Below are 13,664 nucleotides of genomic sequence, written 5' to 3' on the forward strand. Positions count from 1 at the left end.
GGGCCGGTGGGGGTGAGGTCGGCGGAGGGAAGCGCGCGGGCGGCCCTGGCCGCGGCGACGAGGGCGACGCGGCGGCGCACGCCGAACCAGCCGAGGACGAGGGCGGGGATGACGACCACCACCGCCGTGCCGAAGGTGAACGTGCCGGTGGGGTAGTCGAGCAGGATGAGGATGGCGACAGTCCCGAGGAAGCCGAGCGTGAGGTACGCCGTGAACGGCGCCCCCGGCAGCCGGAACGACGGGCGCCGGACGAGGCCGGCGATGGAGAGCCTGCGCAGCCGGATCTGGCACAGCACGATCACTCCCCACGCCGTGAGGGTGCCGAGCGCCGTGAGGTTGATGCCGATCTCGAACGCGTCCTCGGGTACGACGGCGTTCAGCCCCACGCCGAGCAGCGCCATCGCACCGGTGACCAGGATGCCGCCGTACGGCACCCCGTGCCTGCTCAGTTTCGTGGTGAAGACCGGGGCGGTGCCGCGGAGCGCGAGCGACCGCGCGATGCGTCCGGTGGAGTAGAGGCCGGCGTTGAGGGACGAGAGGGCCGCGGTCAGGACGACCATGTTCATCACGACATCCGCCCCCTCGACCCCGATGGAGGCGAAGAACGTGACGAACGGGCTCGTGCCCTTCTCGAACGCGGTGTACGGCAGGAGCAGCGACAGCAGGGCGATCGAGCCGACGTAGAACAGGGCGATGCGCAGGATGACCGAGTTGATGGCGCGGGGCATCGTCTTCTGCGGGTCGGGGGTCTCTCCCGCCGCCGTGCCGACGAGCTCGATCGCCCCGTAGGCGAAGACGACACCCTGGATGACGAGAACAGCGGGGAGCACGCCGTTCGGGAAGAAGCCCCCGCTCTCGGCGAAGAGCGCGAAGCCGGGGGTGCGCCCGTCGATGGGGGTGCCGAAGACGACGAAGAGGATGCCGATGACCAGGAACGAGACGAGGGCGGCCACCTTGATGATGGAGAACCAGAACTCGAGCTCGCCGAACACCTTCACGGACAGCAGGTTGAGCAGCAGCACCACCACCAGGGCGGCGAGGGCGAAGATCCACTGCGGCACGATGGCGAAGAACTCCACGTACGTGCCGAAGAACGAGAGGTAGAGGGCGATGGCCGTGATGTCGACGATGGCGATCATCGCCCAGTAGATCCAGTACGACCATCCGGCCACGAAGGCGAGCTTCTCCCCGAAGAACTCCCTGGCGTACGAGACGAACGAGCCGGAGTCCGGCCGGTGCAGCACCAGTTCGCCGAGCGCGCGCAGGATGAAGAACGCGAACAGGCCGCAGATCGCGTAGACGATGAGCAGGCTCGGCCCGGCGGAGGCCAGGCGTCCTCCCGCACCGAGGAAGAGACCGGTGCCGATGGCCCCTCCGACAGCGATCATCTGGATGTGGCGGCGCTTGAGGCCCTTCTCGTACGAGCCTGCGTCGTCCTGGGCGGCGAGCAGTTCGGCGGTCTCGTGCGGGGTGCGTCGGGTGCTGGGCATCTGAACATTAAACACGAAACTAAAACGTAGCCATTTGAAATACTGAAACGAAATCAGTTGATTTATATAGCGTGGCTATATATAATCGAAGCATGACACACAGCACCCCCAGTGATCTCCGGGAGACCCTCGGCGACCTCGTCGTCGCGAGTCACCGGCTGACACGCCTCGCCGCCCGCGTCACGGGCAACACCGAGTCGCCCGCCACCTGGCGCACGCTCAGCGTCCTGCAGTCCTCCGGCGCCATGCGCCTCGGCGAGCTCGCCGCGCACAGCAGAGTCTCGCAGCCCACCATGACCAAGCTCGTCCGCAATCTGGTCGAGGCGGAGTGGGTCAAGCGCATCGCAGACACCGACGACGCCCGCGCCTGGCAGATCGCCGTCACGCCGAAGGGCGAGAAGGCGCTGCAGAACTGGCGCGACGAACTCTCCGGCGCCCTCGTGCCGATGTTCGACGACCTCACGGACGACGAGCTGGCCGCCCTGCGCGCCACCGTGCGCATCATCGGATCGCGCGTCGGCCTCGCCGCACCGGCTGAGGCGCTCGCCACCGCCCCGTAGCGCATCCCTCGCCGCCGCCGGCGTCGTCCGCACACCCGGCACCGTCACCGCTTCACGCTTCCCCACCGACCAATCGGAGCCCATCACCTCTATGTCCCACGACAAACCAAGCAACCTCCTCAAGCAGCCGAGTGCCGTCTGGGCCGTCGCCTTCGCGTCGGTCATCGCCTTCATGGGCATCGGCCTCGTCGACCCGATCCTCCCCGCCATCGCCAAGAGCCTGGAGGCGACTCCGACGGAGACGGAGATGCTGTTCACCAGCTACCTCCTGATCACCGGCATCGCGATGTTCTTCAGCAGCTGGATCTCCAGCAGGATCGGCGCCAAGAAGACGCTGCTGATCGGCCTGGCGCTCATCGTGCTGTTCGCGCTCGCCGCCGGTCTCTCGCAGAACGTCGAGTCGATCATCGGCTTCCGCGCAGGATGGGGGCTCGGCAACGCACTCTTCATCTCCACCGCCCTCGCCACCATCGTGGGAGCGGCCGCCGGAGGCACGTCGTCGGCGATCATCCTGTACGAGGCGGCTCTCGGTCTCGGCATCGCGATCGGCCCGCTGCTCGGCGGACTGCTCGGCAGCTGGAGCTGGCGCGGACCGTTCTTCGGCACGGCGACGCTGATGGCGGTCGGCTTCATCGCCATCGTCCTGATGCTCAAGAAGTCGCCGGAGAAACCGCAGCCCACCAGCATCTCCGCGCCGTTCAAGGCGCTCGCCAAGCCGGCGCTCGGCTTCCTCGCCGCTGCCGCCCTGTTCTACAACATCGGGTTCTTCGTGCTGCTCGCGTACACGCCGTTCGCACTGGTGCCGCTCGGGATGGGCAGCGCGATCTCGCTGGGACTGGTCTTCTTCGGCTGGGGCGTCGCCCTCGCGATCACCTCGGTCTGGGGCGCACCGCTGCTGACCAGCAGGCTGCCGCGCACCAGGGTGCTCTGGATCGTGATGCCGCTGCTCGCCATCGACCTGGCCGTCGCCGGGCTGCTGATCGGCTCGCTCGTCGGACTGATCGTCTGCGTGATCGTCGGCGGTCTGCTGCTCGGCGTGCTGAACACGGTGCTCACCGAGTGCGTGATGGAGGCGACGGACCTGCCGCGCTCCGTCGCATCCAGTGCGTACTCCGGTGTGCGCTTCCTCGGCGGCGCCATCGCCCCGCCGGCGGCGACCCTTCTGGCCGACACGATCTCCCCGGCCACCCCGTTCTTCGCCGGTGCCGTCTCCGTGCTGGTCGCGGTGATCCTGGTGGTGGTCGGCCACCGTCACCTCAAGCGCGTCGACGGCGTCGAGGAGACCACGATCGAAGAGGCGGAGGCCGTCTCGATCGGAGACGCCGCCTAGCGCGAACGCGCGAGATTTCGAAGAGCCGCCCTGTTCCTAGGCAGGGCGGCTCTTCCCGTTCCCGAGTTAGGTGCTCGAGAACAGGCGACATCGACAGCAGTTGATCGCGCCTACCCGAAAGGCACGATCAGCCGGACGTTCGCTCGGCTATTCTTCCAGATCGGTCAGCGTGCGACCTACCACGTTGTACTGCCGCGCGTGTCGGGATGCGCGCTCAGCGCGGCGGGCAGGTGGAACCGCGCAGCTTCAGCGTCGCGGTCGACCGCACGGACCGGCTGCGCGGTTGGCCGCCTGCCAGCTCGTCCAGCAGGATGCGCGCGGCGACGGAACCCTGGTCGAACGGGTCCTGCGCCATCGTCGTCAGCTGGAACGACGCGGCGAAATCGTGGTCGTCGATCCCGATCACGGACAGGTCGCCCGGCACCGACAGGCCGTGGTCCGCCGCGGCGAGCATGGCGCCCATCGCCATCTCGTCCGAACCGGCGAAGACCGCCGTCGGCCGGGGGCCCGGCCGGTCGAGCAGGGCGTTCATCGCCGAGCGCCCGAGCGGGAGGGAGAACCCGCCCGGGATGACCCACTCCGGGCGCACGGGGAGGCCCGCATCCCGCATCGCCTGCTGGAAGCCGTGCAGGCGGCCGATCGGTACCTGCCTGTTCAGGCCCTCCTCGTCCTCGCCGCCGATGTGCGCGATGTCGGTGTGACCGAGCCCGATCAGGTGCTCCGTCGCGGTGCGCGCCGTCGCGCGCTCGTCGATGCCGACGCTGCGCAGGCCCTTGACCGGGCCGCCGACGACGATGGTGGGGTGGCCGAGCGAGGCGAGCTGGTGGCGCTCATCCGGCGTGAAGTCGAGGCAGAGGGCGAGCAGCGCATCAGTCCTCTTACGCAGGATGCTGCGGTGGAAGACCCGCTCCCTGTCGCCGCGGTGGCCGCCCAGGTTGAACAGGATCATGTCGTAGCTGGCGGAGCGCAGCTCGGCGTCCACGCCCTCCAGCACGGAGGTGTAGAACCAGCGGCTCACGGACGGCACGACGACACCCATCGCCAGCGTCCGCCCGCTCGCTAGCCCGGAAGCGCTCGAGGACGCGACGTAGCCGAGCTCGTCCGCTGCCCTCCGCACCGCGGCACGCGTCTTGTCCGACACGTTCGGCAGCCCCCGGAGCGCGCGCGAAACCGTCGCGGTCGAGACGCCCGTCGCGCGCGCGACCTCGTCGATCCCTGCCATGCCGTTCCCCGTCGGTCAGGAGCCCTGGTGGGGCTGAGTGACGCGCTCCCCGTCCTCCGCCGGCAGGCGCGAGGCGACGATGCGCCGCCGCGCCTGCCAGAGGAGCACGAGGATGAGGACGAGAGCCAGCAGCGTCAGCGCCCAGCCGAGGGCGTCGACACCGGTCAGCTCGCAGACGATCGTGACGATCAGGAACGCGAACGCGAAGAACCCGGCGATGCCGATGCCGACATCGACCAGTTCGAGCGAATCGTCCCAGCGCATGTGATCAGCCTTTCACACCACCGGCGGTGAGCCCGGCGACGATACGGCGCTGGAAGATCAGCACCAGGATGACCAGAGGGACCGTCACGATCGTTCCGGCCGCCATGACGGCGGTGTACGGCTCCTGGTGCGGCTGGCTGCCGGCGAAGGAGGCGATGGCGACGGTGACGGGCTGCGTGGCGTCACTCGACAGCTGGCTGGAGATCAGGTACTCGTTCCACGAGGAGATGAACGCCAGGATCGCTGTCGTGAAGACGGCGGGAGCCGCCAGCGGGAGGATGATCTTCCGGAAGGCCTGAGCCTGCGTGCACCCGTCGATCCTGGCCGCCTCCTCGAGGTCCCACGGCATCTCGCGGAAGAACGAGGTGAGCGTGTAGACCGTGAGCGGCAGCACGAACGAGATGCTCGGGATGATCAGAGCCTGGTACGTGCCCATCCAGCCGATGTTCGTGAACAGCTGGAACAGCGGCGTGATGAGCGCGACGCCCGGGAACATGGATGCGCCGAGGATGAGCCCCAGCACGATGCCCTTGAACCGGAAGTCGAGGCGGGCGAGCGCGTACGCGGCGAACGTTCCGACCAGCAGGGCGATGATCGTGACGCAGGCTCCGATGAACAGCGAGTTCAGGAGCGCCTGGCCGAGATGGTTGCCGAGCTTGGTGGAGAACGCCGTCGCGTAGTTGTCCCAGGTGAAGTGGGTGAACCACGGCGTGGTGTCGAACGTGTATCCGACATCGCGGAACGAGGTCACGACCATCCAGTAGAACGGGAGGAGGCACCACAGCACGATGATGATCGCGCTGACGCCGGTGCGGATGCCCGCGTTGCGCTGGCGCGACTTCGCCTTGGACCTCTGCTTGGTGCGGGGGAGTGCTTTCGCCTCCGCTGTGGCCGCTGCCGGGCCTGCGACGGTGGTCATCACTTCGCTCCCTTCTGCTGGGCTTCCTGCGTTCTGACCACGTTGGTCCCGAGGAACCTGACGAAGATGAATGCGACGAGGAAGATGAGGATGAACGTGATCGTCGACAGGGCGGAGGCGCTGTTGAAGCCCTGCCTGATCTGATCGACCACGAGGATCGAGAGGGTGGTCGTGGCATTACCGGTGCCACCACCTCCGCCGGTGAGGATCGCTGGCAGGTCGTAGATGCGGAGGGCGTCGAGCACGCGGAACAGCACGGCCACGAGGAGCGCGGGCTTCACCAGCGGCATCGTGACCCGCCAGAACCGCTGCCAGGTGGTGGCGCCGTCGACCTTGGCGGCCTCGTACACCTCCTCCGGGATGATCTGCAGTCCGGCCAGGATGAGCAGCGCCATGAACGGCGTGGTCTTCCAGGTGTCGGCGATGATCACCGCGAACCGGGATGCCCATTCGTCGCTCGTCCAGAGGATGTGCGCTCCGAGCACGGCGTTGGCGATTCCGGCGACCGAGAAGATGAAGTACCAGAGCTTCGCGGTGACGGCGGTGGGGATGGCCCACGGCACCAGGATGGCGGCACGGACGAGGCCGCGGCCGCGGAACGTGCGGTTCATGATGAAGGCGAACCACATCCCGAGCACCGTCTCCAGGACCACCGTGGTGACGGTGAAGAAGAAGGTGACGAAGACGGCGTTCCAGAACTGCGATCCCAGGTTGCCCGGCGGGCAGGTGATGGTCTCGCCGTTCGGGCCTGCGCACTGCTGGAACAGCCAGTGCGCGTAGTTCTGGAAGCCGGCGAAGCCGCCCTGGACGAACAGGCCGGTCGCCGGGTCGAGTCCGGCGTCCTTCTGGAACGACATGATGATCGCGCTGACCACCGGGTAGCCGATGACGATCGCGAGCAGGACGAGGGTGGGGAGGATGAGGTAGAGCGCCCAGCGACTCTGCTGACGGCGGTTCTTCTTCACCCCAGCGCGCACTTGCGGCGACTTGGGGCTGCGGGTTCCTGGCGGGGCGACGACGTTCGACGTTGACATGTGAGGCCTCCGAGACGATTTCAGGGGAAGAGGGACCGGGCGGCGGGAGAGTTCCCGCCGCCCGGTGGCCGCATCCGGTCGGTTATCCGGCGCTCGCGGTCTTGATGGCCGCAGCCATGTCCTTCAGCGCCTGGTCGACCGACTTGTCACCCTTCAGCGCTGCGTAGGAGTTGTCCTGCACCGCCTTGGTGATGGCCGGGTAGAACGGCGAGACGGGACGCGGGACCGCGTTCTCGATCGACGTCTTCAGGGTCGACAGGTACGGCAGCTGGGTGTTCAGGCCGGCGTCGTCGTACAGCGACGACAGCACGGGTGCCAGCGAGCCCTGGGTCACGAAGAACTTCTGGGTCTCTTCGCTCTGCAGGAACTTCAGGAACGAGAACGCCGTCGCCTTGTGCTTCGAGTAGACGCTGATCGCCGCGTTGTGGCCGCCCAGGCTGGACACGCCGGGCTTGTCGGCGGTGACGCCGGGAAGCGGAGCGATGCCGAAGGTGTCCTTCACGGTCGAGCTTCCGTCGGTCTTGGCCAGGTTGTAGACGTACGGCCAGTTGCGCAGGAAGAGGAGCTTGCCCGCCTCGAACGCCTGGCGTCCCTGCTCCTCCTGGTACGTGATGGCCTCTGCCGGGATCTGCCCGTTCTTGAAGCCGTCCGTCAGCCGGGTGAGACCGGCGTTGGCTTCGGAGCTGTCCACGGTGACCGTCTTGCCGTCGTCGCCGACGATGGTGCCGCCGTTGGTGTTGATGGCTTCAGCCACGTTCACCGTGAGGCCCTCGTACTTGGCGAACTGACCGGCGTAGCAGCCGATGCCCTTCGCCTTGGCGATGTCGCAGTCCTTGAGCATCTCGTCCCAGGTCTTCGGCGGGGTCGGCACGAGGTCCTTGCGATAGTAGAGGATGCCACCGTCCGAGGTCTGCGGCGCCGCGTACTGCGTGCCGTTGTACGTGCCGGACTTGACGGTCGGAGCCAGGAGCGCCGAGTTGTCCATCTTGAGGTCGCCGGTCAGCGGCTGCAGCCAGCCCTTGGCCGCGAACTCTCCTGTCCAGACCACGTCGACATCGACCACGTCGTATCCGGAGTCCTTGGCCTGGAAGTGCTGGACCAGGTCGTCGTGCTGCTGGTCTGCCTGGTCGGACTGCTCCTTGAAGGTGACCTTCTCGTCCGGGTGGGCTGCGTTCCACTTGTCGACGAGGGGGCGGACGACGTTGGAGTTGTCCTTGCCCTGAACGTAGGTGATCGGGCCTTTCCCTGTCAGGTTGGCGCTGGCGTCTCCGCCCCCGCTGCCCCCTGAACCACCACCGGTGCATCCCGCCAGCGCGAGGCCGACGACGGCCACTCCGGCGATCACCGAGAGACGTGCTGCTTTCATTTCACTCCTCGTTGAGCTCTTGGTGCGGACGCGGGCGCGCCCGAGACGGACGCTACCCCCGTCGTGGGGTGGAATGCAAGCGTTTACGTCAAGCGCTTGCATCACGGTTGGGTCACGCCAGGGCTACGCTGAAACCATGAGCGGGATGCGCGGCATGGCCGGCGGTGGAGGCGGCGGTCGTGGCCGGGTCAGCGGCGGCGACGCCGAGGCGCAGCGGGCTCTGAACGCGACGGCCCCGAAGATCCCGAACCTGTTCCGCCGCATCACGACGCTGTTCGCGCCGCACCGCACCGCGATCATCGTCACGATGGTGCTCGTGCTCATCGGAGCAGCGCTGTCCGTCGTTCCTCCTCTTCTCACCCAGCGGGCGTTCGACGAAGGCCTGTTCCCGAAGAGCGGGAAGCCCGACATGGAGGCGCTGATCACGATCGTCGTCGTGATGATCGTGGTGTTCGTCGGCTCGGCGCTGCTCGGCGTCTGGCAGACGTATCTGACCGCCTCGGTGGGCAACAAGGTGATGGGGGCGCTCCGCGTCCGGCTGTTCTCCCACCTGCAGTCGATGGAGCTCAGCTTCTTCACGAAGACCAAGACGGGCATCATCCAGTCGCGGTTGCAGAACGACGTGGGCGGGGTGGCGAACGTCCTCACCAACACCATGTCGAGCATCCTGGGCAACACGGTCACGGTAATCGCGGCGTTCGTGGCGATGATCCTGCTCAACTGGCAGCTGACCATCGTGGCCGTCATCCTGATGCCGATCCTGGTGATCGCGCAGCGCAGGGTCGGCCAGGTGCGCGCGCGGATCGCGACCAAGACGCAGGAGTCGCTGTCGGACATGACGGCGATCACGCAGGAGACACTGAGCGTGTCCGGCATCCTGCTGTCGAAGAGCTTCAACAGGCAGGCGGCGGAGGTCGGCAGGTACTCCGACGAGAACGCCAACCAGATCCGCCTGCAGGTGTCGCAGTCGATGAGCGGCCAGTGGTTCTTCGCGATGGTGAACATCTTCCTGTCGTCCATCCCCGCCATCGTCTACCTGGTCTCCGGCTGGCTGGTGCTGGGCGGCGCGACCGACATCACGGCCGGGACGATCGTGGCGTTCACCACGGTGCAGGCCAGGCTGCTCTTCCCCCTGCTCGCGCTGATGAGGGTCGCGCTCGACCTGCAGACCTCCGGAGCCCTGTTCGCCCGCATCTTCGAGTACCTCGATCTGAAGCCCGCCATCGCCGACCAGCCGGATGCGGTCCCCGTCGACCCAGCGCGCGACCTCGGCCGCATCGAGTTCGACCACGTCGTGTTCCGGTATCCGGATGCGCGCGACGGAGAGCGGAACACCCTCGACGACGTGTCGTTCGTGATCAGGCCCGGCGAGTTCGCGGCGTTCGTCGGCCCGTCCGGCGCGGGCAAGACCACCGTCTCGTACCTCATCCCGCGCTTCTACGACGCGACGAGCGGGCGCATCCTGTTCGGCGACACGGACATCAAGGCGCTGCAGCAGGACTCACTGGTGTCGCACATCGGCGTCGTCAGCCAGGAGACGTACCTCTTCCACGCCACCATCGGGGAGAACCTGCGATACGCCCGCCCGGATGCGACGCAGGAGGAGATCGAGGAGGCGACGAGGAAGGCGAACATCCACGACACCATCGCCGGGTTCCCCGACGGCTACGACACGGTGGTCGGCGAACGCGGCTACCGGCTGTCCGGCGGGGAGAAGCAGCGCATCGCCATCGCGCGCGTGTTGCTGAAGGACCCGGAGGTGCTGATACTCGACGAGGCGACCAGCGCTCTCGACTCCATCTCGGAGCGCGTCGTGCAGCAGGCGCTGGACACCGCATCCCGGGGCAGGACCACCATCGCCATCGCCCACCGGTTGTCGACCATCGTCGCCGCCGACGTCATCTTCGTGATCGACCACGGCCGGCTGGTCGAGCGCGGCACGCACCGGGAGCTGCTGGAGCAGGGCGGCGTGTACGCCAGGCTCTACCGCGAGCAGACGGAGGGCGCGCTGCTCGACGACTGACGCCTTCTCGTCACCACGCCGCCAGTGTTAGGCTGGTCTAACAATCGGGTTAGGGGCGTGCGATGGCGGAGGCCGTGGAGACGACGGAGTCGCGTCCGGCGCGCGCCCGGCGCCCATCGTCCCGCCTGTTCCTGCTGCTCGGACCCGCGTTCGTCGCCGCCATCGCCTACGTCGACCCCGGCAACGTCGCCGCCAACCTCACCGCCGGCGCGCAGTACGGCTACCTCCTGGTCTGGGTGCTCGTCGCGGCGAACGTGATCGCCGTGTTCGTGCAGTACCAGTCGGCGAAGCTCGGCATCGTGACCGGCCGCAGCCTGCCCGAACTGCTCGGCTCCCGGCTCGGCACCGGCGGGCGGCGCGCCTTCTGGGTGCAGGCGGAGCTGGTCGCGGCGGCGACCGACCTGGCGGAGGTGATCGGCGGCGCCATCGCGCTCAACCTGCTGTTCGGCCTGCCGCTCCCGCTCGGCGGCCTGGTGGTCGGCGTGGTCGCCATCGGCATCCTCGCCGTGCAGTCGCGCAGAGGCCAGCGCCCGTTCGAGGCGGTCATCCTCGGACTGCTCGGCGTGATCTCGGTCGGCTTCCTCGCCGGGCTGTTCGTGAGCCCGGTGGACTGGGGTGCTGCGGCGGGCGGCCTGGTGCCGCGCTTCGACGGGGCTCCGACGGTGCTGCTGGCGGCGAGCATGCTCGGAGCGACCGTCATGCCGCACGCCATCTACCTGCACTCCGCGCTCGCCAGGGACAGGCACGGCCACGCCTCCACCCCGGATGCGCGACGCACCCTCCTCCGCGCGACCCGTGTGGATGTGGTCGCGGCCCTCGTGCTCGCCGGCGCCGTCAACATCGCGATGCTTCTGCTGGCCGCGGCCTCCCTCGGCGGGGCGGACGGGACGGACACGATCGAGGGGGCGCACGCCGCCATCACGGCGGCGCTCGGACCGGTGGTGGGGATCGCGTTCGCGGTCGGCCTGCTGGCGTCCGGGCTCGCGTCCACGTCGGTGGGGAGCTACGCGGGGGCGACGATCATGGCGGGGCTGCTGACGGTGCGCATCCCGTTGCTGACGCGGCGCATCGTCACGCTCATTCCGGCCATCGTGATCCTGGTGCTGGGCGTCGAGCCGACCTGGGCGCTCGTGATCAGCCAGGTGTTCCTGAGCCTCGGCATCCCGTTCGCGATGATCCCGCTGCTGCGGCTGACCGCGTCGAAGGACGTGATGGGCGACCGTGCGGACAGCGTGTGGATGCGCGTGGCCGGGATCGGGATCGCGGCGCTCGTCGTCGTGCTCAACGTCGCGCTGGTGGTGCTGACGGTGGCGCAGTGGGTCGGCTGATGCCGCCCACCAGCTGAATCAGGCCTCTGTCACCCACACCGCGCCGGCGGCCGTCTCGCCGAGCACGACCTCTGCGCCTCCCAGCCGCACGGTGATGTCCCCGGCGAACTGGCGGTGCTCGTCGACGCTCAGCTGGGCGTCCGGCACGATGCCGCGGTCGGCGAGGTAGCGGAGGATCGCGGGGTCGGCGTCCGAGATGCGCGACACCGTCAGCGGGACGCCGGTGTGCGCGGCGAGCAGAGGCGTCGCATCCGGTCGGTGCGCGATGCCGTCCGCGCTCGGGATGGGGTCGCCGTGCGGATCGCGGGACGGGTAGCCGAGCCTGCGGTCGATGCGCTCGACCAGCTCGTCGGAGACGGCGTGCTCCAGCACCTCCGCCTCGTCGTGCACCTCGTCCCAGCCGTAGCCGAGCTCCTCCACCAGGAACGTCTCGATGAGCCGGTGCCTGCGCACCATCGCGACCGCGTGGCGGCGGCCAGCGTCCGTCAGCTCGATGCCGCCGTACGGCTCGTGCACGAGCATCCCCTGGTCGGCGAGACGGCGGATGCCGTCGGAGATGGTGGCGGCGCGGACGCCGAGGCGTTCGGCGAGCTGCTTGACCGTGATGGGCGTCTCCGCCCATTCGGTCGCGGACCAGATGACTTTGAGGTAATCCTGGGCCACGGTCGAGAGGTCGGACACTGGCATGTCGTAATTCTACGGGCGGTGCGCACGCGGCACTGTTACGGTTGGTCGCGTGAATTACGCAGAGACCATCATCGACTTGGTCGGCGACACTCCGCTCGTGAAGCTCAACAGGCTGACCGACGGAATCGCGGCGACGGTGCTCGTCAAACTCGAGTACCTGAACCCCGGAGGTTCGTCGAAGGACCGCATTGCAACCCGCATCATCGACGCTGCGGAGAAAGAGGGGCTGCTGAAGCCCGGCGGGACGATCGTCGAACCGACGAGCGGCAACACCGGCGTCGGGCTCGCGCTCGTCGCCCAGCAGCGCGGATACAAGTGCGTGTTCGTGCTGCCGGACAAGGTGGGGGAGGACAAGCGCAACGTCCTCACCGCATACGGAGCGGAGATCGTGGTCACGCCGACCTCGGTGGCGCCGGAGCATCCCGACTCCTACTACAGCGTCTCCGACCGGCTGGCGGCGGAGATCCCCGGGGCGTTCAAGCCCAACCAGTACTTCAACCCGAACGGGCCGCGCAGCCACTACGAGACCACCGGCCCGGAGATCTGGCGCGACACCGACCAGAAGGTGACCCACGTGGTCATCGGCGTCGGCACCGGCGGCACGATCAGCGGCACGGGGAAGTTCCTCAAGGAGGCGTCCGACGGCGCCGTGCGCGTGATCGGCGCAGACCCGGAGGGCTCGGTCTACTCCGGCGGCACCGGACGCCCGTACCTCGTCGAGGGTGTCGGAGAGGACTTCTGGCCGGGTGCATACGACCCGACCGTGGTGGACGAGGTCATCGCGATCTCGGACGCGGAGTCGTTCCACGTCACGCGGCGGCTCGCCCGCGAGGAGGGCATCCTGGTCGGCGGGTCGAGCGGCATGGCCGTCGCAGCGGCTCTCAAGGCTGCGAAAGACCTGTCGGCGGACGACGTCGTCGTGGTCATCCTCCCGGACGGAGGACGCGGCTACCTCGCCAAGATCTTCAACGACAAGTGGATGCGGTCCTACGGGTTCAGCGACGTGCCCGACGAGGCCACGGTGCACGACGTCATCAAGACGAAGAGCGGCGCGCTGCCCGACCTGGTGCACACGCACCCGTCGGAGACCGTGCGCGACGCCATCCAGATCATGAACACCTACGGCGTCTCGCAGCTGCCCGTTCTCACGGCGGAGCCGCCCGTGGTGATGGGCGAGGTGGCGGGAGCGCTCGACGAGACCTCGCTGGTCGACGCCGTGTTCAGCGGTCGCGCCCAGATGACCGACGACGTCGGCGCGCACATCGGCGCTCCGTTCCAGCTGATCGGCATCAACGAGCCGGTCAGCGCGGCGCGCGCGGCCCTCGCCACCGAGAACGCCCTGCTCGTGACCGAGGACGGCAAACCGGTCGCCGTGCTCACCCGGCAGGACCTCCTCAACTTCCTCAGCGAATGAAAAACGACTCCAGAAAGACAGCAGACA

Annotated in this window: 12 protein-coding genes; 5 read left to right on the forward strand and 7 right to left on the reverse strand. The window is 68.1% G+C overall.

Annotated features, from left to right (window positions below; translation table 11 throughout):
- Positions 1–1,490 (reverse strand): amino acid permease (locus tag B7438_RS17525; RefSeq protein ID WP_143466032.1); only part of this gene is annotated, 1,490 nt, incomplete at its 3' end.
- A 92-nt stretch (positions 1,491–1,582) separates the two neighbouring features.
- Here B7438_RS17525 and B7438_RS17530 point away from each other — a divergent pair.
- Both B7438_RS17530 and B7438_RS17535 read left to right on the forward strand, forming a co-directional pair.
- Positions 1,583–2,050 (forward strand): MarR family winged helix-turn-helix transcriptional regulator, encoded by a 468-nt coding sequence (locus B7438_RS17530; RefSeq protein ID WP_085370975.1) that lies wholly within the window; start codon positions 1,583–1,585, stop codon positions 2,048–2,050.
- Positions 2,051–2,141: 91 nt separating this feature from the next.
- The gene (locus B7438_RS17535) at positions 2,142–3,380 is read left to right on the forward strand and encodes an MFS transporter (protein ID WP_085370976.1); all 1,239 of its coding nucleotides are present in this window, start codon (positions 2,142–2,144) and stop codon (positions 3,378–3,380) included.
- 214 nt (positions 3,381–3,594) lie between these two features.
- Here the strand turns inward: B7438_RS17535 and B7438_RS17540 are convergent, their stop codons facing one another.
- From B7438_RS17540 to B7438_RS17560, 5 genes are all read right to left on the reverse strand, one after another.
- Positions 3,595–4,602, reverse strand: a complete 1,008-nt coding sequence (locus B7438_RS17540; protein WP_085370977.1) for a LacI family DNA-binding transcriptional regulator — start codon at positions 4,600–4,602, stop codon at positions 3,595–3,597.
- A 15-nt stretch (positions 4,603–4,617) separates the two neighbouring features.
- Entirely contained in the window at positions 4,618–4,866 is a 249-nt protein-coding gene (locus B7438_RS17545; RefSeq protein ID WP_085370978.1) for a hypothetical protein, read from the reverse strand.
- 4 nt (positions 4,867–4,870) lie between these two features.
- Positions 4,871–5,785 carry a carbohydrate ABC transporter permease gene (locus B7438_RS17550; RefSeq protein WP_085370979.1) on the reverse strand — a complete coding sequence of 305 codons (915 nt, stop codon included), beginning with the start codon at positions 5,783–5,785 and terminating at the stop codon, positions 4,871–4,873.
- Positions 5,785–6,819, reverse strand: coding sequence for a carbohydrate ABC transporter permease (locus B7438_RS17555; RefSeq protein ID WP_085370980.1), 1,035 nt, complete (start codon positions 6,817–6,819; stop codon positions 5,785–5,787). The genes B7438_RS17550 and B7438_RS17555 overlap by 1 nt, the downstream gene beginning before the upstream one ends.
- Positions 6,820–6,901: 82 nt before the next feature.
- Positions 6,902–8,185, reverse strand: a complete 1,284-nt coding sequence (locus tag B7438_RS17560) for an ABC transporter substrate-binding protein (RefSeq protein ID WP_085370981.1) — start codon at positions 8,183–8,185, stop codon at positions 6,902–6,904.
- Positions 8,186–8,321: 136 nt separating this feature from the next.
- Between B7438_RS17560 and B7438_RS17565 the strand changes: the two genes are divergently transcribed.
- Positions 8,322–10,208 (forward strand): ABC transporter ATP-binding protein, encoded by a 1,887-nt coding sequence (locus B7438_RS17565; protein ID WP_256922110.1) that lies wholly within the window; start codon positions 8,322–8,324, stop codon positions 10,206–10,208.
- Positions 10,209–10,270: 62 nt separating this feature from the next.
- On the forward strand, positions 10,271–11,536 hold the full coding sequence (locus tag B7438_RS17570; protein WP_085370982.1) for an Nramp family divalent metal transporter: 1,266 nt from the start codon (positions 10,271–10,273) through the stop codon (positions 11,534–11,536).
- A gap of 18 nt (positions 11,537–11,554) precedes the next feature.
- Here B7438_RS17570 and B7438_RS17575 read toward each other — a convergent pair whose 3' ends face one another.
- Positions 11,555–12,223 (reverse strand): metal-dependent transcriptional regulator, encoded by a 669-nt coding sequence (locus B7438_RS17575; protein ID WP_085370983.1) that lies wholly within the window; start codon positions 12,221–12,223, stop codon positions 11,555–11,557.
- A 49-nt stretch (positions 12,224–12,272) separates the two neighbouring features.
- On the opposite strand from B7438_RS17575, the gene B7438_RS17580 reads away from it, so the two are divergent.
- Entirely contained in the window at positions 12,273–13,637 is a 1,365-nt protein-coding gene (locus B7438_RS17580) for a cystathionine beta-synthase (protein ID WP_085370984.1), read from the forward strand.
- Positions 13,638–13,664: the final 27 nt, after the last annotated feature.

The sequence above is a fragment of the Leifsonia sp. NCR5 genome (genome assembly GCF_002105485.1).
In the GTDB taxonomy this organism is placed as follows: domain Bacteria; phylum Actinomycetota; class Actinomycetes; order Actinomycetales; family Microbacteriaceae; genus Leifsonia.

Excerpts from the sequence above, each read along its gene's own strand:
- B7438_RS17570 (WP_085370982.1), top strand. The coding sequence starts at position 10,271 with ATGGCGGAGGCCGTGGAGACGACGGAGTCGCGTCCGGCGCGCGCCCGG.
- B7438_RS17565 (WP_256922110.1), top strand. The coding sequence starts at position 8,322 with ATGAGCGGGATGCGCGGCATGGCCGGCGGTGGAGGCGGCGGTCGTGGC.
- B7438_RS17540 (WP_085370977.1), bottom strand. The coding sequence starts at position 4,602 with ATGGCAGGGATCGACGAGGTCGCGCGCGCGACGGGCGTCTCGACCGCG.
- B7438_RS17550 (WP_085370979.1), bottom strand. The coding sequence starts at position 5,785 with ATGACCACCGTCGCAGGCCCGGCAGCGGCCACAGCGGAGGCGAAAGCA.
- B7438_RS17545 (WP_085370978.1), bottom strand. The coding sequence starts at position 4,866 with ATGCGCTGGGACGATTCGCTCGAACTGGTCGATGTCGGCATCGGCATC.
- B7438_RS17560 (WP_085370981.1), bottom strand. The coding sequence starts at position 8,185 with ATGAAAGCAGCACGTCTCTCGGTGATCGCCGGAGTGGCCGTCGTCGGC.
- B7438_RS17575 (WP_085370983.1), bottom strand. The coding sequence starts at position 12,223 with ATGCCAGTGTCCGACCTCTCGACCGTGGCCCAGGATTACCTCAAAGTC.
- B7438_RS17555 (WP_085370980.1), bottom strand. The coding sequence starts at position 6,819 with ATGTCAACGTCGAACGTCGTCGCCCCGCCAGGAACCCGCAGCCCCAAG.
- B7438_RS17535 (WP_085370976.1), top strand. The coding sequence starts at position 2,142 with ATGTCCCACGACAAACCAAGCAACCTCCTCAAGCAGCCGAGTGCCGTC.
- B7438_RS17530 (WP_085370975.1), top strand. The coding sequence starts at position 1,583 with ATGACACACAGCACCCCCAGTGATCTCCGGGAGACCCTCGGCGACCTC.